At 67.8% G+C, this 18354-nt stretch carries 17 protein-coding genes and 4 pseudogenes; 8 read left to right on the plus strand and 13 right to left on the minus strand.

The annotated features are described in order from the left end of the window. Positions 1–269 precede the first annotated feature (269 nt). Together CHC09_RS44295 and CHC09_RS46005 are read right to left on the minus strand one after the other, a co-directional pair. Positions 270–1280 carry a hypothetical protein gene (locus tag CHC09_RS44295; RefSeq protein WP_089299285.1) on the minus strand — a complete coding sequence of 337 codons (1011 nt, stop codon included), beginning with the start codon at positions 1278–1280 and terminating at the stop codon, positions 270–272. Between the two features lie 275 nt (positions 1281–1555). Beyond that, positions 1556–1744 carry a hypothetical protein gene (locus CHC09_RS46005; RefSeq protein ID WP_143232943.1) on the minus strand — a complete coding sequence of 63 codons (189 nt, stop codon included), beginning with the start codon at positions 1742–1744 and terminating at the stop codon, positions 1556–1558. A 458-nt stretch (positions 1745–2202) separates the two neighbouring features. Between CHC09_RS46005 and CHC09_RS44300 the strand changes: the two genes are divergently transcribed. Together CHC09_RS44300 and CHC09_RS46010 are read left to right on the plus strand one after the other, a co-directional pair. Next, positions 2203–2358, plus strand: coding sequence for a hypothetical protein (locus CHC09_RS44300; protein WP_089299286.1), 156 nt, complete (start codon positions 2203–2205; stop codon positions 2356–2358). Between the two features lie 418 nt (positions 2359–2776). Next, positions 2777–3010 carry a hypothetical protein gene (locus CHC09_RS46010; RefSeq protein WP_143232944.1) on the plus strand — a complete coding sequence of 78 codons (234 nt, stop codon included), beginning with the start codon at positions 2777–2779 and terminating at the stop codon, positions 3008–3010. Positions 3011–3453: 443 nt separating this feature from the next. Here the strand turns inward: CHC09_RS46010 and CHC09_RS44305 are convergent, their stop codons facing one another. After that, positions 3454–4563 carry a hypothetical protein gene (locus CHC09_RS44305; RefSeq protein ID WP_089299287.1) on the minus strand — a complete coding sequence of 370 codons (1110 nt, stop codon included), beginning with the start codon at positions 4561–4563 and terminating at the stop codon, positions 3454–3456. Positions 4564–4913: 350 nt separating this feature from the next. Beyond that, positions 4914–6266, minus strand: a complete 1353-nt coding sequence (locus CHC09_RS44310; protein WP_089299288.1) for a ricin-type beta-trefoil lectin domain protein — start codon at positions 6264–6266, stop codon at positions 4914–4916. 163 nt (positions 6267–6429) lie between these two features. On the opposite strand from CHC09_RS44310, the pseudogene CHC09_RS48795 reads away from it, so the two are divergent. Continuing rightward, positions 6430–6682: pseudogene (locus tag CHC09_RS48795) on the plus strand (hypothetical protein); the annotation flags it as partial. Between the two features lie 125 nt (positions 6683–6807). Here the strand turns inward: CHC09_RS48795 and CHC09_RS47020 are convergent. The 4 genes from CHC09_RS47020 to pdxR form a co-directional block, all read right to left on the minus strand. Beyond that, positions 6808–7611: a hypothetical protein gene (locus CHC09_RS47020; protein ID WP_179277564.1), complete on the minus strand. Its 804-nt coding sequence runs from the start codon at positions 7609–7611 to the stop codon at positions 6808–6810. Between the two features lie 105 nt (positions 7612–7716). Next, complete coding sequence (locus tag CHC09_RS44325; protein ID WP_089299290.1) at positions 7717–8340, minus strand: carbonic anhydrase; 624 nt, start codon at positions 8338–8340, stop codon at positions 7717–7719. A gap of 279 nt (positions 8341–8619) precedes the next feature. Then, entirely contained in the window at positions 8620–8820 is a 201-nt protein-coding gene (locus CHC09_RS44330; protein WP_089299291.1) for a hypothetical protein, read from the minus strand. A 598-nt stretch (positions 8821–9418) separates the two neighbouring features. Then, entirely contained in the window at positions 9419–10846 is a 1428-nt protein-coding gene (gene pdxR, locus CHC09_RS44335; RefSeq protein ID WP_089299292.1) for a MocR-like pyridoxine biosynthesis transcription factor PdxR, read from the minus strand. 80 nt (positions 10847–10926) lie between these two features. Between pdxR and CHC09_RS44340 the strand changes: the two genes are divergently transcribed. The 4 genes and pseudogenes from CHC09_RS44340 (at position 10927) to CHC09_RS47320 (ending at position 13838) form a co-directional block, all read left to right on the plus strand. Then, the gene (locus CHC09_RS44340) at positions 10927–11766 is read left to right on the plus strand and encodes a DMT family transporter (RefSeq protein WP_179277565.1); all 840 of its coding nucleotides are present in this window, start codon (positions 10927–10929) and stop codon (positions 11764–11766) included. A gap of 361 nt (positions 11767–12127) precedes the next feature. After that, positions 12128–12814: an alpha/beta fold hydrolase gene (locus CHC09_RS44345; protein ID WP_089299294.1), complete on the plus strand. Its 687-nt coding sequence runs from the start codon at positions 12128–12130 to the stop codon at positions 12812–12814. Between the two features lie 152 nt (positions 12815–12966). Then, a pseudogene (locus CHC09_RS47315) lies at positions 12967–13496 on the plus strand (recombinase family protein); the annotation flags it as partial. Positions 13497–13577: 81 nt separating this feature from the next. Then, positions 13578–13838, plus strand: a complete 261-nt coding sequence (locus tag CHC09_RS47320) for a helix-turn-helix domain-containing protein (protein ID WP_239138934.1) — start codon at positions 13578–13580, stop codon at positions 13836–13838. Between the two features lie 35 nt (positions 13839–13873). Here the strand turns inward: CHC09_RS47320 and CHC09_RS44355 are convergent, their stop codons facing one another. The 4 genes and pseudogenes from CHC09_RS44355 to CHC09_RS44370 all read right to left on the minus strand — a co-directional run. Continuing rightward, positions 13874–15316, minus strand: a complete 1443-nt coding sequence (locus CHC09_RS44355) for an ATPase domain-containing protein (RefSeq protein WP_089299295.1) — start codon at positions 15314–15316, stop codon at positions 13874–13876. After that, positions 15313–15681 (minus strand): response regulator, encoded by a 369-nt coding sequence (locus tag CHC09_RS44360; RefSeq protein WP_089299296.1) that lies wholly within the window; start codon positions 15679–15681, stop codon positions 15313–15315. The genes CHC09_RS44355 and CHC09_RS44360 overlap by 4 nt, the downstream gene beginning before the upstream one ends. 244 nt (positions 15682–15925) lie before the next feature. Beyond that, positions 15926–16354, minus strand: coding sequence for a hypothetical protein (locus CHC09_RS44365; RefSeq protein WP_239138933.1), 429 nt, complete (start codon positions 16352–16354; stop codon positions 15926–15928). A 231-nt stretch (positions 16355–16585) separates the two neighbouring features. Further along, positions 16586–17532 (minus strand): annotated as a pseudogene (locus CHC09_RS44370) (Tn3 family transposase); the annotation flags it as partial. A 171-nt stretch (positions 17533–17703) separates the two neighbouring features. Here CHC09_RS44370 and CHC09_RS47025 point away from each other — a divergent pair. Continuing rightward, positions 17704–17874 carry a hypothetical protein gene (locus tag CHC09_RS47025; protein WP_179277566.1) on the plus strand — a complete coding sequence of 57 codons (171 nt, stop codon included), beginning with the start codon at positions 17704–17706 and terminating at the stop codon, positions 17872–17874. A 378-nt stretch (positions 17875–18252) separates the two neighbouring features. Here the strand turns inward: CHC09_RS47025 and CHC09_RS48270 are convergent. Next, a pseudogene (locus CHC09_RS48270) lies at positions 18253–18354 on the minus strand (MerR family DNA-binding transcriptional regulator); the annotation flags it as partial.

An 18354-nucleotide genomic window follows, 5' to 3' on the forward strand; every position in this document is an offset into this window, starting at 1 on the left:
ATCGACACCAGGACGAGCAGCCCAAGCCTGCCTTGGCTACCCCTGCCACCAGCCGGTAGCAGGGAAAACTGCTCCATCAAAGCGGGGGAAACTCACATCGGCTCGGGTCATCAGGATGGTGCCGTAGTAGCTCACGGTGGACCAGGGTAACGATCATGATCATCGTCATCAATCAGAGACGCGTTCGGCAGCAGCAGACCCACCCTTCTCTGCGCAGGCATTTAGGCGGCTTGCCGTAATAGCTCTTCTGCGGTCGGATCCGATGTCTGTCAGGAACCGATCCGTGTCTTCTTTCGCGGTATGCGCGCCTGAACGCTCAGCGCACTCTCCTGCCGCTCCCCGAGTGCGGGTGCGGGGTCAGCTCGACCGTCACCCTCCGTACCGGTGAAGTTGCGTGGTGGAACGCTGTTCCCTCCGCTGGGACCGGACGGACCGGCTCTGCGGGGGAGTCGGAGTTCGTCGGCGATCAGCTGGTCGATGTAGTCGCTCCAGGCAGAATCACGCGCCTGCGCGACGGCGTCCCAGGCGGCGCTGCCTCCGGGCAGCATCCAGGCGCGGGTGCGGTCATAGTCGGTGTCGATCTCATTCAACGTCCGGGCGAGGCGTCGGCTGGACGCCGCCAAGGCGCCGGTGGCGGTTGATGGGATCAGCTGCTGCTCGGCGAGGTAGCGGTCGACGACCGCCTGGCTGTGAGAACCGATGCGCTGCCGATTGGTATTGGCCAGGGCCATGAAGGACGGCTCCTGTTCTTCGGCGATAGCGGCCAGGATCCGGTCGTGGCCGTCCAGGATGACGTAGCAGTCCAGGCTGCTGATCCACCAGAGCAGCACCGGGGGCAGGATGCCGGCCGTCGCCTGCTTCCGGTAGGCCTTGACCCGGCCATCGGTGGGGTCGCTCAACTGGCGTAACGGCAGGACCTGCCAGCCGCCCTGTCGGGAGAACCAGTCGATCTCGCCGGGGTTGTCGGTGAGCAGCAACTCTGCCCAGCGCTGGGCCACCGAGCGGGCCCACGGCGTGTACTCCAGACGTGTGGGGTGGGCGTTGAGAAGCCAGCGGCCGTCGTAGAGCGGGCTGTGCTGCGCGGCATGCAAGGCCGTAGCGAAGTAATGCGCCCACCGCCTGGTCCAGTGTTCGCGATCGGCGTCCGCGATCACCGCGGCATGGGAGGCCCGCATCGGCGCGATCGGCGATCGGAAGGTGCCGGTGATCAGGTACTCAACTCCGCAGTGGTCGTCGTGGATCTTCGCTAGGAGGGTCGCCTGGGTGGCTTGCCGCAGCATGAGGCGACCGTGTGTCGCCACGTGGACCGCGAGCTCAGGTCGGCTGCGACTGGCGACATCGAGCGTCAGGCCAGAACCGCCGGCGTTCGTCCGGCCAACGCCGCCTACCTTGCGCACCGGCCGATGGTAGACCCCCGCAGGACCTCGATTGCCACCCCAACTACATCCTCGCCGCGTTCATGGCCTCCGGAACGTAGGCGACGTGAACGTCTGACCGTGCCGAATTGAGTGCGTTGGGCTGGGCTTAATCGGGGTGCGCCGCAATGCGGGCATCCTTACCTTGGCAACGGGTTGATCCCGCCGGACAGCGGCTGCCACTGCTGTTGCTTCAGTCCAGTTGCGATCTCGCGTGCGACGCCGCGCGCGTTGGTGGACTGGTCATAGTCTCCCAATCGACCGCTGACGGTTGCCGAGTCGTTCAGCGCGGAGATGACGAGTTGCCACTCGTACATCGCTGAGGTCAATTTCGATCATGATGTCAGGGGGCGGCCACGTTGCGAGATCATCGGGGTCGCTCGGTCGTTCAGGAAGCCGGTCTTCTCCAGCAAGACAGATGTCTTCGGTGAAATCGAGCCATGAACGCCAGCACGGGTGCTGGCCTTCATGTTCTTCGTCGCCCTCCTCCACATCCCATCCTTCCAATCGCAGGCGGCAAGCCAAGCTGTCGAGAGCGACGTCGACGGTCAGCCAATCCGCAGCTGACAGAAGGATCGGATACTCGCCACGAGACGCGGGGGATACTCACGCTGCAATCGTGGCGAGGACCTGCTGAGCCTGCCGGTTGCGGGCCTCCGAGTTGAGCTGACGTGCGTGAAACGTCCGTAGCGGTAGTGCGGGGTCAACCATCGATCGGATTAGCATTTTGATGGGCTGGGTACAGGGTTGCCGGCGGGAGACACCCGTCGGCGAAACGGAGTAAGTCATGCTGGTTCTGGGGCTCATCCTCTTGCTGTTGGGCATCTTCCTGAAGGTGTCGATTCTCTACACGATCGGCATCATCCTCCTGATAGTCGGTGCCGTGCTCTGGATCCTCGGTGCCGTCGGTCGCCCGGTCGGTGGTCGAAAAGTCTGGTTCTAGCCTTACCCCCCAGGCAACGCTGAAAAGGGCGTCCCACCTCCGAGTGGGCGCCCTTTCGCATACCCGGAGCCGCGGACGATCCGAAGATTGAAGACTGGGCTCGGCAGGTAACCGACTACTTCCACTCACCGGATGGCGGCCTGCTCCTGGACAGCCTCGGATTTCCGGATTCCGTCGCCCGCCGCAGCCGTTCGTGCCGCGCGGCTGGTAGTGCGTGGCCATCGACCAGCGGTCACCGACCGTGATCGGCGATGCCCGCCGTGGGCACACGGACGTGCCGAATACAGCGCACGTGACCTCGAAGCTGCACGGCGGCCGATCTATCCCTCCGGTCGTGGCTACGAACCGTCGTACGGCATTGAGCGCAGCGTTCCACCCCCTCTAGGTGGCCGCAGTCGGGGCCCCAGTAAGGGGCAAAATGGCTCGTACAGACAAGGACGGTCCGTACCACCCACGGGCCGGCCTACGGCGTCTCGTGGGTGGCGGCGGCCCGCCCAAGTGGTTCATCGACGACGTCTGGATCCGCAAAGAACGTCAGGTCGCGCGAGTCTCATGCCGAAATGCCACCAAGGAGCATCGTGGCGACGGCAGCGTCGACACGATTCCCACCGTCCTGCAGCATCGTCACTGCGCCCAGTGGCTCTGGTGGTGACGTAGCGCCCGCCGTTCTCGTCCGACGTACTCGACGGGTGCCCGTCGAGTACGTCGTCAAACCGTCCGCATTTGCTTGATCCGCGCGCTACTCATCGTGACAGCTGGTCGGCTCGTCAGGCAGGCGGATCTGCTGATCAGCGGTTGGCTGGGAAAGCCAGCAAGGACGCTCGTACAGCTGGGTCTGCTCATGGCACGCGCAGCGCGCGGCGGCGTGCCGAGGACGTCACGCGAGCCTGACCGGCGAGCTGGATGCTCGCTCGTGCCTAGGACGGTGCGCTGGACGAGCAGCCGGCGTCAGGGCGACGCGGCCAGGATTTGGCGGATGTCCCAGAGGTGGTGGTAGGCATCGTGGTAGTTGGTGCGGGCGACGTCCGAGGCTCGCTGCGGGCGTTCGCGGGAAAAGCCAGACCTGCGAAATACGCCCTTGGGCCGCACACCGCGTCAGCCCGGCGCGTCCGCCTGCTCGGCGCGCGGTGTGACCTGCAGCAGGGAGGCGCGCCGGGACCGGTTGGCCAGTGCGTTGGTGACCAGCACGAGCAGGAGGCCCACGATGGCGTACAGCGCCAGGGTGGCTACAGGCTGGCTGACGCTGGCATCGGGGAAGTAGAGGTTGTCCCGTACGAGGGTGGCGCCCGCCCCGGTGGGCAGGACCTGGCCGAGGACCCGGGCGGCCGGGGGTAGAAATTCGGCCAGCACGGTGGCGCCGGAGATCGGCACCCCGAACAGGAAGTAGGCGGTACCCAGGAACGAGCCGGCCGGCCCGATCAGCGCGACGAGGCCGGCGACGGAGCCGGTGACGGCCACCGACACGAGTAGAAAGGTCCGGAACAGGTGGACGTCGGCGCCGGCCGTGACGACACCGAAGGCGTGTGCGGCGACCAGGACAGCGGCGGCCGACGCGGCGGCGTACGCGAGTAGGGCGGCCGTATGGCCGACGCCGCGCAGCAGCGACGGCTTTGTACGGGAGCCGATGCGGCCCAGCCCGATCGAGGCGACGGTGGCGCCAATGGCCAGCGCCTGCACGAGCAGCCCGATCGAGGCGCCGGACCGGTCGTCGGGTGGCAGGGCGACCACGTCCGTGATGGCCGGCGGGGTGGTGAGCTGCTGCACCGTGGGGGCCGGCACGGGCTGACCGGCGGCGACCAGCTGCTGCACCTGGCCGGCGGTCTGCTGTTGCACCACGGTGGTGAACGCGGTGCGTAGCGCGGCGGCCGCGGCGGGGCCGGCGGCGGAGGCGACGTACAGATGCGGCGGGGTAGCGCTGACATCGAGCCCGCCGAAGACGTCCTTGGTTCTGATGGCGGTGATCATCGCGTCGGTGGAGTCGTACCGGTGGGCAGCGAACTGGCCGCCCTGCTCGATGCGGGCCTGGACGTCGGCAGCGTTGGCCGGCGTGGCGAGGTATCCGACCGGCAGGTCGTGCGGTTGGGGCGCGTGGGCCACGCTGAGGTAGTAGGTGGACATGACGATTTGGATGATCCCGCCGGCCACGATGAGACCGAGGACGGCCCACCGCAGCAGCCACGGCCGCTGGTCTAGGTCGGTGCTCATGGGTGCCTCTCAGTCGACGCGGGGAGTTCCCGCTCGTTGGCCGGGACAGTGTCGACACGTGCGGGCCGTCGCCGCGGCCAGCCAGACCTCGGAACCATCGAAATGGAGTACGTCCCAGTACCACCGGGATCCCTCAGGCAGTTCGATCACACAGCGATCGTCTCATCGGTGGCCCTTCGGCGGGGCCGCGTGCCGGCATCCGGATCTGCCGCCGTCCGTGCCCGACGGCTACCGTTCCACGACCCGCGCCGGACCAACCCGGCGCGGGTCGTATCCCGGAACGCAAGGAAAGGGCGCGGGAGCCTGTCCGCTCCCGCGCCCTGACCGTCAGCGTGCCCCTCGGCCGGCCGTCACGCGGCCTTCACGAAGTACTGTGCGGCCGATCCGTTGCAGTCCCAGATCTGCAGTCGCGCGCCGTCCGCTGTCGAGCCTGACGGGGAGTCCAGGCACTTGTTGGAGTTCGGGTTGCGCAACCGGTTACCTTCCTGGACCCAGTTCTGTGCGCCGCTGCCGTTGCAGTCCCAGAGCTGTATCTTCGTGCCGTTGGCCGTACCCGCGCTGGTGACGTCGAGGCACCGGCCCAAGGTCCGCAGGGTCTGGCCGTCCCAGCTCCACTGCTGGTCCTTCGAAAGAGAAGGCCCCTGGCACGTCCACAGCTGCACGGCCGCGCCGTTGCCGCCCGTGTCGTTTCCGGCCACGTCCACGCACTTGCCGCCCGGCCCGTTGATCTGCGTCGCGGGTCCGCCCGTGGGAGGCGGCGTCGTGCCCCCGCCGTCCTGGTAGTAGCGCACGTAGTCGATCGATGCGGTGAGCGGGAACTGGCTCTGCACGGGGTTCTGTCCGGGGTACGTGCCGCCCAGCGCCAGGTTGAAGATGAGGTGGAACGGCTTGCGGAACTCCTCCAAGGTCGCCGGTGTCGTGTCGATCACGTGCGTTTGCGCACCGTCGACGTACCAGCGGATCTGCGCGGCCGTCCACTCGATGGCATAGACGTGGAAGGCCGCGGCGTTGTTGACGGCGGGGTTCGCGACGTAGTTGGCGTTCTGACCCGCTGTCCACGGGAACACGCCGGTCCGGAGATCCCAGAAGATATTGTTCGTCACGGTCGCGTTTGCGTTCGCGTGTTCCATGATGTCGACCTCGCCGCAACTGGCCCAGTTGGTGGGCAGGCGGTCGTAGTAGGTCTGGGCCGGGTTGTAGGCGCCCGTGGACGTCTCGTCGCACGAGTCACCGAGCATCCAGAAAGCCGGCCACGAGCCGGTGGCGGTCGGGAGCGCCATGCGTGCCTCGATGCGGCCGTACTGGAAGGACTTCTTCGTGTCCGTCGTCATGCGGCACGACGTCTGGTAGAAGTTGCGGCCGTTGACCGTGATGGGCGTCGTGAGCCAGTTGGCGCGCATCACGAGGTTGCCGCCGGACTGCGTGCAGTTCTCGGGGCGGTACCACTCCCACTCGCCGTTGCCCCAGCCGTCGAAAGCGTTGAGGCCGGGGTTGAGGCCGTTGCCGACGTTGTAGTTCCAGTTGGCGCTGCTGGGCGCGCCGGACCCGTTGAACTCGTCGGCCCACACGAGGTTCCACGCGGCGTGTGCGGGCTGCTGCTGGATGACCGCGCTGCCGACGAGTGCGGTGGCGGCCGCGGTGAGGAGGACCAGGAGGCGCCGGCGGGTGCGTGACAGCGCTCGGTCCGCGAAACCTGCATTCATTGTCACGGAGAACGTCCTCTCGTACGGAGTGGTTCGATCTACTGCGACGGGCGACAAGAGACGCGTTTCTGTTCTGTAAACATTATTACGTAAATATTTCTAGCTGTCGATGCAAGGGGGCGATGCTCGCGGACCGAGCCTGGGGAAGCACCTGGGCGGTTAGTTCCGGCTGGCCTGCGAGCACGTGGCCACGGCGCGGACGAAGGCCCGCGCGAAGACGTGGACGCGGGTGGAGCACCTTCTTACCGCGCGGCGTCGGCAGGAGCGGGACCTGTTGCTGCTCGCGGATGCCTGTCTCGGCCGGACGCCGCTGGCGTGGCTGGGTACCGGGGCCGATGTCGTCGAGCCCGGCCGCGGTGAAGGCGGAGCTGGAGAAGCTGGCCAACCTGCGCCGCCTGGACGCGTACACCACCGATCCTGGTGGCAGTTCTGATCGATATCTTTTGATCAAAATGATTGATGACCAGCGCGTCGGGTTGGCCGGGCGGGCGTCGCAAGGGCCCCCGCACTTCGTGGACCGGCGAGACGTGCCAGCAGGGGTTCACCCGCCGCGCGGGTGGCGTAGAGCCTGTCGGGATACCCAGGCGATGCCGTCGGTCAGCGTCGGGTCGGGCGTTGCCAATGCGAAGCCCGGGGCTGTCATAATGGCGAGCAGTTGGGTTACCGCGGCCAGGACGTCGATGGGCAATCGCGCAGTTCGGGTGTCGACCATGGCAGCCAGCAGGCCCGGTAAGACGGCGAGGCAGTCGGCCGGGGCCGGTAGCCGGACCACCAACGGGCTTGTCTGACCTGGCGTTCGGGGGTCGTCGACCGGCATGGCGCGCAGGTCCACGACGATGTCGGCGTCCTGGGCGATGCGGGCAAGCGGAAGGGCCGTTGCGTCGGCCTGCTTCCAGAACACCAGGTTGCGAAAGCCGATGGCGATCAACAGGGGAGCCATCTGGAACAGCTCGTCGGGCTCAGCGACCACCACAGCGCTCTGGTTGATCGGGTGTCCCGTGCGGCGCAGTTCTGTCAGCACCCGCGCCGCAGTCACGACGGCGCGCAGATCGTTGTCGGTGACCACAGCGTGCCCCGCGTCCTCAAGGGCCTGGCGGATCTGCTCGGCGTGGTCCGCTCGGGTGTGCACGAGGTAGACGATGGGCACCTCAGCACGGACCACGCCGAGGGCGTCGGCCGGTTGGTCCAGAGCGTCAGGGTCCAGTTGCTCCGTTACCGAATCGAACCCGACGCTCCTGAGCCAACGCGCGTGCTCGGACAGTACGGGGTTCAGGTCGGTCCCGGCGGGCACGGCGCTGCCGTCGCTGACGACGACGATCAGTTCCGACCCGGACAGCCGGTTCACCGCCCACACGCTCCCGCATCGGTCATGCAAGGTCACTCGGACGATCATTCAGCCACTAAAGGCTTGGCGAACGCTTGATATGGCGCGCTGATCAGCGTGCGCTGTTCATACTTGCAGCCCTTGCTGCGCCACGGGATGTACTGTCCCCTCGGCCAGCCGGTAGGAGAGGCCGACGACCGCACACCGGCCGGCGGACACCTCAGTGGCCAACAGCAGCGAGCGTCCCACCAGTCCTGCGACAGTGCGCTGGATGTGCTCGTCGACGAAGTGGTTGACGTCGGTGAGGCCCTTCGCCCGCGCGGCGAGCACGCTGGGCATCACGCGTTCTACCACGTCGCCGATGTAGCCCGCCGGGGCAGTACCCCCGCGTTCGGCTTCGCTCGCCGCGGTGACGGCGCCGCAGGAATCATGCCCCAGTACGACGACAAGAGGTGTGCCTAGAACGGTGACCCCGTACTCGATACTGCCCAGTACCTCCGGGCCGGCTACGTGGCCGGCGGTGCGTACCACGAATAGATCTCCCAGTCCTCGGTCGAAGATTATTTCCGCGGCGAGCCGCGAGTCCGAACAGCCGAACAGCACCGCGAAGGGACGTTGCCCCGGCGCCGACTTCGACCGGCGATCGGCGTCCTGGTTGGGATGCTCTCGCTCACCGCGCACGAAGCGTGCGTTGCCTTCCAGCAGCACGGCGTAGGCCTCAGCAGGCGTGAATGAACGGGGATCAGGCATGTGATCAACCTATCCGGTTGCAGGTGCCCGCAGGCGACCAACACCCAGCCGGGGGCTGCCCCTGTCGTTGCCCTGGTCGTGGTCGGTGCCGGCGCAGGGACAGCACCGTTTGGCCGACGTGGTTGCTTACACGGACGCCTTCGGCCTGAGTGTGCGCCGGCCACGGCCGGCGGGCTACCGAGGGCCGGGACCCGGATCGCTCTCAACGGCGCCCTGCCACCCGCCGGCCACCCCGGTCCGCGACGCCTACCTCGGTCGGCCCGATCGGTCGCCAACGGCTCATAGAGCCCGGTCGGCTACTGCGACCTGCACGAAGAACAGCCCTACCTGACCCGACCCTGCGACCAGCAGGGCGATCGCTTGTTCCGGATCACTGAACTGCAGCGGAGCCAGGACCTTGCCGTTGGCACCCTCGTGCTCGGTCTTCCACTGCCAGAGCCGGCCGGGCGGATACAGCTTCTCGTCGCCGTCCACCCGCATGGTGGGCCAGTCACAACAACAAACGAGTCACGCACCTCGTCCGGCACGCGCCCTGGAAGCGGGCGGCGCCGCGCTTGACCCCAAACACATGCGCCACCTGCGCGTTCTTCTGGAACACTCCGGGTCGAACTTCGAGCACGACGGGACAGGGCACAGTCAGGGGCGTAGCAACGACCATTGTTCTTGCGGCGCCCGGAACGGTCCACGTCATCAGGGCTGGAGGCGTTCGGCATGCCTCGTACGATGACGGCCAGGTACGGCAACTTTCGATGTCCATCCCCCGGAAGACTGACGCGCTGCGCGTCAGTCACCTGTCCTGCCCGCCCGGCGTGTTACCGCCAGCTCACGTCAGAAGCGCCGCTGCCCGCTTGTCCCTGAACGATCCTCCTGGGATTTCGGGCGTCGTAGCCCTGCAGCCCTCGGTCGAACTGGGCCACACCAGCCTCCACAAGGAGCCCTGCGCACCGACTACTGAAAATCGTTTGTCGCCTTCACTGAAGATCCGTGTTGAGCGCCATGCGAACGTCAGGCGTCAGCAATTTTGTCCTTGGCCCCCGCAGTGAGCAACCGACTTCCCGACCGGGCGCACCGCGTGCGCTCAGGATCGGCTGCTGCCGGTCGTCAGTTCCTCGGCCAGCGCCCGGACCCCGGCCCGGATGCGGGACTCGCTGGTGTTTCCGAAGCCGAGGACCAGCGCCGGCGCCGCGCCCTCGCTGGTGAGCCGGTAGTCGTTGAGCCCGCGCACGATCACGGACCGGGCGCGCGCGCCGGCAACCACCTTGGCCTCGCTCATGTTGGGCGGCAGCTTCAGCACCGCGTGGCAGCCGGCGGCCAGCCCGCTCAGCCGCAGGCCGGGCAGGTCCGCCTCGACGGCCGCGGCCAGCGTCTCGCGCCGGGCCGCGTAGAGCGTGCGCATCCGGCGCAGGTGGCGGTCGAAACGCCCGGACTCGATCAGGTACGCCAGGGCGGTCTGGTCTAGCGCCGGTACCCCGCGGGTGGTGAACCGCTTCTCATCGAGCACCGCCGGCCGATACGCCGGTGGAGTGAGCAGCCACCCGATGCGAAGCGCCGGCGCGAACGTCTTGCTCACCGACCCGAGTGCGATCACCCGGTCCGGGTCGAGGCCGTGCAGGGAACCGACCGGCTGCCGGTCGTAGCGGAACTCGGCGTCGTAGTCGTCCTCCAGGATCACCCCGTCGACCGCCTTGGCCCAGGCCACCAGGTCACGCCGCCGCTGCGGAGAAAGCACGGCACCGGTTGGGCACTGATGAGCCGGCGTGACCAGCACCGCCCGCGCCGCCGAGCGGCGCAGCGTCGCCACGTCCAGTCCATCGTCGTCGACCGGCACGGCCACCACCTTCGCACCGGCGCGCCGCACGATCTCGTCGTGCTCGCGTGGGCCCGGATCCTCCAGCGCCACGTCGGTGATCCCGTGCCGGGCGAGCGCGGCCAGCACGATCGCCAGCCCGTGCCGGAAGCCGCTGACCACCACGGCGTCACCGGCCGTGACGTAGCCGGCCCGGACCCGCCGGTGGTAGGCGGTCAGCACCTCCCTCAGCCGGAGTGAGCCGGCCGGATCCTCGTCGGCGAGCCCGGCGGCCGGGACGGTGCGGATCGCCTCGGTCAGCGCCCAGAGCCAGTCGGACAACGGGACCGAGGCGAGATCGGGAATGCCGTACTCGAACGAGATGGCGCCGTCCGCGACGGCCTCGCCTGCCGTTGGATCGGGCCGCGGAGCCGGGCGGGAGGATCCGGCACCCGCCGCCACCCGCGTCCCCGATCCGCCGATCGCCTCCAGATAGCCCTCGGCCAGCAGCTGCTCGTAGCAGTCGACGACCAGCCCACGTGACACGCCCGCCTGCTCGGCCAGGCGCCGCGTGGACGGCAGCGGCTCCCCCGGTTGCAGCGCTCCACACCGGATCGCCTCGCGCATCTGCTGCAACAGCTGCTGACGCAGCGGCTCCGGCACCGTGCGGTCGAGGTTCACCGCAAGCTCCGGCCCGCCGCGGCTCCATCGGACCCCCACCGTACGACCGTAACTGGTACACAACTCTGCGGGGCGAGCGGACCTGCCGAATGGACCAGTTCGCCGGAAGCATCGATGCCATGACTGTGGCGATCGTGCTCTCCCTGGCAGCGGCCCTCACCTACGGCATCTGCGACGTCGGCGGCGGATTCACCTCCCGGACGGTGAGCCCGTGGGCCATCACCGTCACCGGCCAGCTCGGCGGCGGCCTCGCCATGCTCGCCGCCGCCGCCGGAACATCGGGCACCGTCACCGCCGGACACCTCGGCTTGGCGGGCCTGGCCGGTGCCGGCAGCGCCGCCGGCACCGTCTACCTGTACCGGGGCCTTGCCTCCGGACGCAGCACCCTGGTGGCCCCGCTGTCGGCTGTCGGCGCGGCCGCCGTCCCCGTGTTCGCGGGCGTAACCGCCGGCGAGCGGCCACCCCTGATCGTGTGGGCCGGGATCCTCGTCGCTCTGCCGGGGATCTGGCTGGTGGCGACCTCCGGCGGCGGACCGCGAGCCGGAACCGACCTTGCAGCGATCCGCGACGGTGCGCTCTCCGGTCTCGGCTTCGGCGTCCTGTTTACCGCGGTAGGCCAGATCCCGGCGTCGGCCGGCTTGCTGCCGCTGGCCATACAGAACGCCGCAGCCGGGCTGGTCACCGTGGCTGCCGCCCTGGCACTGCGGCAGTCCTGGCTCCCCTCGACGAGGCGGGCTTGGTTCGGCCTGCCGATCGGGGTGCTGGGCGCCGGCGGCACCGCGTTGTTCCTGACCGCCACCCACGCCGGAAGCCTGACCATCACCGGGGTCGTCGTGTCGCTCTACCCGGTCTTCACGATCGCACTGTCGGTCCTGCTGCTCGGCGAGCGCGTCGGCCGCTGGCAAGGGCTCGGGGTACTGCTGTGCGGCGTCTCGATCGCCTTCATCGCAGCCGGCTGACCCGCAGTGCTCAAGACATGTGGTGCGACTCAGGACCGACTGACCCGCGCAGCCCGGGAACCCGTACCCGCCACTCGGGCCGAGCCACTGACATTCCATGGCAATCACGCTGACGTTCGGTGGCGGAAACCACTGACGAACTGGAGTCCCCACAAGAGGGCGATGAGAACCCGCGGGACATCCCACTACAACATAACTGTCACTATGGTGTAGCCAAAATTTGTCCGGTTTGGGCACTTCACTGGATTATCGTATTACCGGTAATCCTAATCCTCTAATCTGACAGAGCGGGCCATCCTTGTGTGCTTCTTCCGGGACCGCTGCTTCGCGGCCGAAGTAGCGAGCGCGAGGGGCTGACAGAATGACGCCCGTGAGAATCGCCCACGTTCTGATGCACAGCCCGCTGGTGGGACCATCGACCTGGGCGCCGGTGGCACGGCGCCTGCCGAACGCGGTGGTGCCGTCGTTCCTGCATCTCGCCGACGCTCAGCCGCCGTTCTGGCCGCTGGTCTCCCAGGCCGTGACCACCGCGGTCGCCACGCTGCCGCCCGAGGTGGAGGTGGTGTTGGTCGGGCACAGCAACGCGGGTCGGTTCATGCCGGTCGTCGTCGACGCGCTCGACCGTACGGTGAAAGGCTGTATCTTCGTCGACGCTTCCCTGCCGGCCCGTGAAGGGCTGACCGACGCCGTCTCACCCGCGCTGCTCGATGCCGCCCGCCGAAAGGCGGACGGCGGACGGCTACCGCCCTGGTCGCAATGGTGGGACGAGGCGGAAATCGCCTCGCTGTTCCCGGACGCGGAGACTATGCGGGCGGTCTGCGACGAGCAGCCGCGGCTACCGCTGTCCTACTTCGAGCAGCACATCCCGGTGCCTGCCGGCTGGGACGACCGGCCGTGCGGCTATCTGATGTTCGGGGCGGACGGCGACGACGAAAAGGCGACGGACGCGCGCGGGCGCGGCTGGCGGGTCGAGCGTATGCGGGGCCTGCACCTGCACCAACTCGTCGAGCCGGACGCGGTCGCCACCATGATCCGGAAGATGGAGTAGCTCGTCAGCACGGCCCGGCTTGGCCCTCGACTCTGGCAGAGACCTGTAATCAAGTAGTCGCTGTTCCCCGATCATGATCTAGAACCGCTCACGCTATGTGATCATCTACGGCTCGATGGGATTCACTGCGATGGTCGCGAAAGAATGCGGCAATGAGCGACGAAGCACGACGCGCCGTGGTGGCCACGCTGATCGGCCTTGCGGGAAGCCCCAACTATCGCGACAGGGCAGACGCAGGGCGCAGTCTGGCCATTTTCGCCGAGGTGCCCGAGGCTGGCAAAGCGCTGTTAAACCTCGTGCTCGACGCCGGAGATACGTTCGTCACCCGCGAGACAGCGACGGCACTACTCCGGCGTCAGGACGCGGTCGGCCGGGTCTCCACCCGCGAGCAGAACCTCGCCCGCCAGCAAGCCGCCCTGTCGGCGGTCGGGTGCGCCAAGTGCTTCTTCGACAAGGCGCCCGGCAAGAACACCGACCGGCCCGAGCTGACCCGCATGTTCGACTACGTCCGGCCCGGCGACGTGCTGACCGGCTCGGCCGTTCCCTGGAAGACCTGATCGGCATCGTCGGCCGGCTCAAGCGCCAAGGCGTCGGGTTCCAGTCGCTGCACGAGAAGCTGGACACCACCACCGCCGGCGGGATGTTCGTCTTCCACGTCTTCGCCGCCCTGGCCGAGTTCATCCGCACGATCATCGTGGGCAACACGAACGAGGGCCTGGCCGCCGCCCGGGCCCGCGGGCAACGCCTCGGCCGCCTACCGGCGATGACCCCGGAGAAGATCGCCTACGCGTTACAGCTGCTCGCCGAGCCCGACCGGACCATGTCGGCGATCGCCAAGATGCTCGGGATCTCCCGCAGCATCCTCTACAAGATGCTGCCCGAACTCGTCCCGCCGGCGGCGGCCCAGCAGCGCCTCGACGCGCAGATCACCGCGCTGCCCGCCGACAGTCGCCCCGGCCCGCCCACGGTGGACCGCTACGACGAACTGCTGGTCACCACGGCCCGAACGCAACAAGGAGCCTGACGTGGCACGCGGCGGGTCGACGGCGGCTGTGGTCTTCAAACACCGGGTTCGTTGACGGTTGCCCGCAGTACGCTCCAACCCAGGGCTCCACTGACGTTGGGGAGTGGGCGTTCGATCTTCATGCCGTGTTTGCCGATGTGCAGTTCGTGTAGTTGTGTGGAGTGCTCGCTGTTACGCATTTTGAGGACGTTCAGCGCCCGGCCGATCCGGTCGGGCAGCTCGACGTAGCGCATCATGATCACGTTGTGGAACAGGAACATGCTTTCTTCCGCCGGTCGAAGGGCGGGGCCGATCATCGTCGTCTCGCTGGTGACCAGCAGGTTAGCGCCCGCGTTGCGGATCAGCCCGATCAGGCTGCGCATGTAGGCCGGGAAGCGTTCGGACTCGCGGGCGGCCACGACCATCTCCCCGAGGCTGTCGATGACGACCCGCCGGATCCCGCCGCCGGCCAGGCTCTGGCTGATGCCCGCGGCGAGGATGTCCAGGTTGAGCTGATCAGAGGGCACATGGTGAATGATGAGCCGGCCGTCGCGCTGGGGCGTCTGCAGATCGATGCCGAACGAGGTGGCCGTCTTGAACAGCTGGTTCGGGGTGTCTTGGAAGGTGACGTAAAGACAGCCCTCTTGCCGCTTCAGGCCTTCATGGATGAACTGAAGACTCAAGATCGTCTTGCCGGATCCGGACGGTCCCAGGATCGCGCAGGTGGCATATCGGCCGATGCCGCCGCCCATGATGTCGTCCAGGCCGGGTATTCCACTGGGGATCCGGTCGGTGACCTCGGTCGGCTCACCGAAGTTGAGCGTTTCCACCCGGGGGAAGACGGTGCATCCGGTGGTGTCGATAGTGAGGGCGTGCTTGCCGGTCAGATGCTTCGCGTGACGTACCTTCACCGCGCGCAGCCAGCGTTGGTCGACGGGTTCATGCGCTTCGTAGGCCAAGTGCACGATGGAGTCGGCCAGCGCGAACTCGGCGCCCATCTGCGTGTCCGCCAAGGGGTAGTCGCCGACCAGCAGCAAGGTGACGCCGGCGTAGGCGAGCTGCCCGCTCAGGTCGTAGAACGCCCGGCGTAACTCCCGTTCGTCGGCGTAGTCGCGAAGCGTCGCGGTGTTGTCGATGGCAACGATGACCGGTTCGGCCTCCAACACCTTGCGCATCACCTCGGCGACCACCGCACTCATGTCGCCGTTGCCGTGTGTGATGAGTTCTCCCAGGTAGATGAACTCCACCTGCGATCCGATCCTGTCGCGCTCGAAGAAGTCGAACTGCTCCAGGTGCGTCACCAGCTTCGCGTTGGGCTCGGACAACGCCGTGTAGTAGATGACCGGGTGCTCGGCCGCGGCGTTGGCGAAACTGATCTGCTGGGCCAGGGTTGTCTTGCCGGTGCCGGCGTCACCGGCCAGCACCAATGCCGATCCCGCCACGATCCCGCCGCCCAGTACCTGATCAAGGCCAGGCACGCCGCTGGTCAACCATTTCATTGCCGGGTCTCCCCTCGTGGTGGTGTCAGCTGAGCCTCGACAGCCGCGACGAGGTCGGAGAGCTTGAAGGGCTTGGCGATCAGCTGCACATCGGCGTCGAGAGGTCGCGGGTGGTACCCGCTCATCACGAGGATCGGAATACGTGCGGTCGCGGCGTCGGCTCGAATCTGCCGGATGAGTTCATATCCGTCCATCAGGGGCATCATGATGTCGGTGAGGATCAGATCCGGCAACGACTGTCGCACCAGTTCGAGGGCGGCCTGGCCGTTGCCTGCCTCGCGCACCTCGTGCCCGGCGCGTTCCAGCACACGCCGGGCAATGGCACGCAGGTCCGGTTCATCATCAACCACCAAGATGCCTGACAAGATCTTCTTCCTCCGCCCGATGATGCGAGCCGCTCGCGAACGCTTCGACGCGCGTCGCGGGCGGATCGACCTGACGCTGCGACGGGATCACTGGCGGTGACCCTACCCGCCCGACCAGGACAAAATAGTTGATCTGCCACAAAAGGTGACGAGCAATCGTGGGAGGCTTCGCCGGAAACCCCGTGACCGACGGCACTCACTGCGCGGGGCACGTTCCCGCGGCGGCCGGCGCGGCGCCCCGTGGTTACAGCGGTTCGAGTTCGTCGTCGGGGTCCGCGGTCTCGTCGCGGTGGTGCAGGGCTTCGCGCAGCCAGCCCAGTTCGTCGGGGTGGGTGACCACGGTGCTCCAGCGGCTGATCGCCGCGTCGTCGTCGATCTCGTCTTCGCCCTCGTAGGTGCCGGGCAGCCGCACCGCGATCCACGCGTCTTCGCGCAGTGCCGCCGCAGCGGCGCGCAGCCGCACCACGGTCGGGTCTTGGGCGAGGCTGTGGTCGTCGCCCAGGTCGTCGAGGTCGATGCCGGACTCGTCGTCGAGATCGTGGGCGTCGAGCAGCCCGGCGGTGCAGACCACGGCCAGGTCAGGGCGCTGCTGCGCCGGTGCGCGCAGGCCTTCGGCGGCGCCGCGGTACTGCTCGTAGGCGGCCTGTGGGTGCAAGCCGAGGTGCTCTCCCACCGCCCACCAGTCCAGGCCTGCGGCGAGGGCGTCACGGACGACGGCGGTGACGGCGTGCTCGGCGTACTGCCGCAGGTTGGCCGCTGCGGTGCTCGCGGCGGCGAAGTCGCCGCCGGCCGCCGCGGTGGCCGTTCGCTGCAGGGCGTCGGCGATCGCGGCGGCGCAGGTCCTCGGTGTGGGTCATGGCCGTGGCCGGGGGGGCATCGCGGGTCTCTCCTCATCGGTGGATCATCATGCCGGGGCGATCGGGTCGGTGCCGGGCGCGGCGGTACGGGTGTCGGCGGTCAGGGTGATACGCCGGCCCAGGTCGAGCTTGACCTCGCCGTACGGGGCGATGTTCGACCAGAACAGCGGATTGAGGCCACGCTCGTCCTCCGCCGTCAACGCGACGGCACCGTCGGCGAGCACGTCCACGTTCAGCCCCGAGTTGATCTCCCTTTGCAGGTCGCGGTCGCGCAGATAGCGGCAGGCGAAGATCGTGCGCTGCGCCCGGCCCAGTTCCTGCATCGCCTGATAGGTGGGGTGCAGCACGTTCGTGCGGTGGAACCGGCGCAGGATCGCCGCGGTCGAAGCGGTCTTGTTCTTGATCGAGATCGCGTACTTGATCATGTGGTCGTACTCGTCGGCGATCAAGCCCCAGTCGATCGCCCGGTTCACCATCGCCGGCGCCAGCTCCGGGTAGGCGTCGCGCCACCCGGCCGACGCCGGGTACAGCCGCAGGTGGTTGATCCGCTTGATCCGCGGCAGCAGGTCGAAGCCCAGCAACCTGGTCAGCCCGAACCCGATCACCGATTGGCCGTGCGTGTCGACGTAGTTCGACCGCACGTCCATCTCCGTGCCGTGGTGCATCGCCCCGTCGACCATCGCGGCGACCTCGGACGCGGTGCAGGTCAGCAGCTGCGAGTGCACGACCATGCTCCTACGCTCGACGTGCCAGCAGATGAGCACGCCGCGCGTCTTGTACCGGGAATGCCACTCGGTGAACAGGTTCTGGTCCCACGCCCCGAAGTGCGTCGAGTCCGACGCGACCGCGCTGGACCCGCCGCCCCACAGCGCCCGCCGCCCCACAGCGCCCGTTGCCGCACGGCGAAGGTGGCGTTGGCGATGTCGATGGCCAGGGCGCGCACCAGGTCCGGGGTGAGGTAGCGGCGCACCAGGTAGTACAGCTCGCAGGAGCGTCCAATGTTCAACCAGGTCAGGAAAGTTCTCCGGCAGACCAGCCACAGACCGACATCATTCCGTCGAGACCAGACCAAGACCAAGACCATCCCTCAACCATGGATCAACTTTTTGATCCCTGGTCGCACGTTCGTTAGCAACGCCCCGATTGGCGCAGCACACTCGACTTCATGGAGGCGGTTGTGCGGTCCGGCGGCCAGGATGAGAGGAAAGCTGTCGGCTTCCACTTCCTGTGGAACCTGCCGAACCGCGGTGAGCCGGGGCGCGACCTGGTCGGCGAGCTCGGTCCGGAGCTGACCCGGGTCCTGACCCGGCTGCAGCAGGGACAGCCGGTCGACTGAATCGACCCTCCGGCCGATCGGTGCGTTGCTCAGCCGATCGGCCGGAGAACCCGGGACACCGCGAACGCCAGACCGAGCAGCACCGCCACGGCCAGCAGGCCGTGCACGACGGTCAGGTGGTCGCCGAGGAAGCCGATCGGGGGTGGTCCGCCGAGAAAGGCGGCGCATCCCTGGCCTACCTACGCGCCAGCCAGTGACCGGGCCCGGCACGGCACGCCAGGAGTGGCGCGAGTTCCGGGCCGACCCGCAGCCGCTGCCAGTGCTCTACCTGGACTGTGACGGCTGCGGGCGCGAACATCAGCGCCGGAACGCCCGACTGGCCGAGCCGGCATGCGCGGTCTCTCTCGTGGTCGAGAAGGACCGCGTGCGGGCGGTGGATCAGGCGGATTCCGCTGGCCGGTGGCGCTGGAGGTCCTGATTGTGCTGGAGGGCTTCCTCGAGCTGGTCTTCGAGGATGATGATCCGGCAGGCGGCTTCCAG

It is taken from the genome of Actinoplanes regularis (assembly GCF_900188005.1).
GTDB lineage: Bacteria > Actinomycetota > Actinomycetes > Mycobacteriales > Micromonosporaceae > Actinoplanes > Actinoplanes regularis.

What these genes read in the sequence shown, in the direction of transcription:
- CHC09_RS44295 (WP_089299285.1), bottom strand. Translation starts at nt 1,280, where the DNA reads ATGCTGCGGCAAGCCACCCAGGCGACCCTCCTAGCGAAGATCCACGAC.
- CHC09_RS44300 (WP_089299286.1), top strand. Translation starts at nt 2,203, where the DNA reads ATGCTGGTTCTGGGGCTCATCCTCTTGCTGTTGGGCATCTTCCTGAAG.
- CHC09_RS46010 (WP_143232944.1), top strand. Translation starts at nt 2,777, where the DNA reads ATGGCTCGTACAGACAAGGACGGTCCGTACCACCCACGGGCCGGCCTA.
- CHC09_RS44305 (WP_089299287.1), bottom strand. Translation starts at nt 4,563, where the DNA reads ATGAGCACCGACCTAGACCAGCGGCCGTGGCTGCTGCGGTGGGCCGTC.
- CHC09_RS44310 (WP_089299288.1), bottom strand. Translation starts at nt 6,266, where the DNA reads ATGAATGCAGGTTTCGCGGACCGAGCGCTGTCACGCACCCGCCGGCGC.
- CHC09_RS44325 (WP_089299290.1), bottom strand. Translation starts at nt 8,340, where the DNA reads ATGCCTGATCCCCGTTCATTCACGCCTGCTGAGGCCTACGCCGTGCTG.
- CHC09_RS44330 (WP_089299291.1), bottom strand. Translation starts at nt 8,820, where the DNA reads ATGCGGGTGGACGGCGACGAGAAGCTGTATCCGCCCGGCCGGCTCTGG.
- CHC09_RS44340 (WP_179277565.1), top strand. Translation starts at nt 10,927, where the DNA reads ATGACTGTGGCGATCGTGCTCTCCCTGGCAGCGGCCCTCACCTACGGC.
- CHC09_RS44345 (WP_089299294.1), top strand. Translation starts at nt 12,128, where the DNA reads ATGACGCCCGTGAGAATCGCCCACGTTCTGATGCACAGCCCGCTGGTG.
- CHC09_RS47320 (WP_239138934.1), top strand. Translation starts at nt 13,578, where the DNA reads ATGACCCCGGAGAAGATCGCCTACGCGTTACAGCTGCTCGCCGAGCCC.
- CHC09_RS44355 (WP_089299295.1), bottom strand. Translation starts at nt 15,316, where the DNA reads ATGAAATGGTTGACCAGCGGCGTGCCTGGCCTTGATCAGGTACTGGGC.
- CHC09_RS47025 (WP_179277566.1), top strand. Translation starts at nt 17,704, where the DNA reads ATGGAGGCGGTTGTGCGGTCCGGCGGCCAGGATGAGAGGAAAGCTGTC.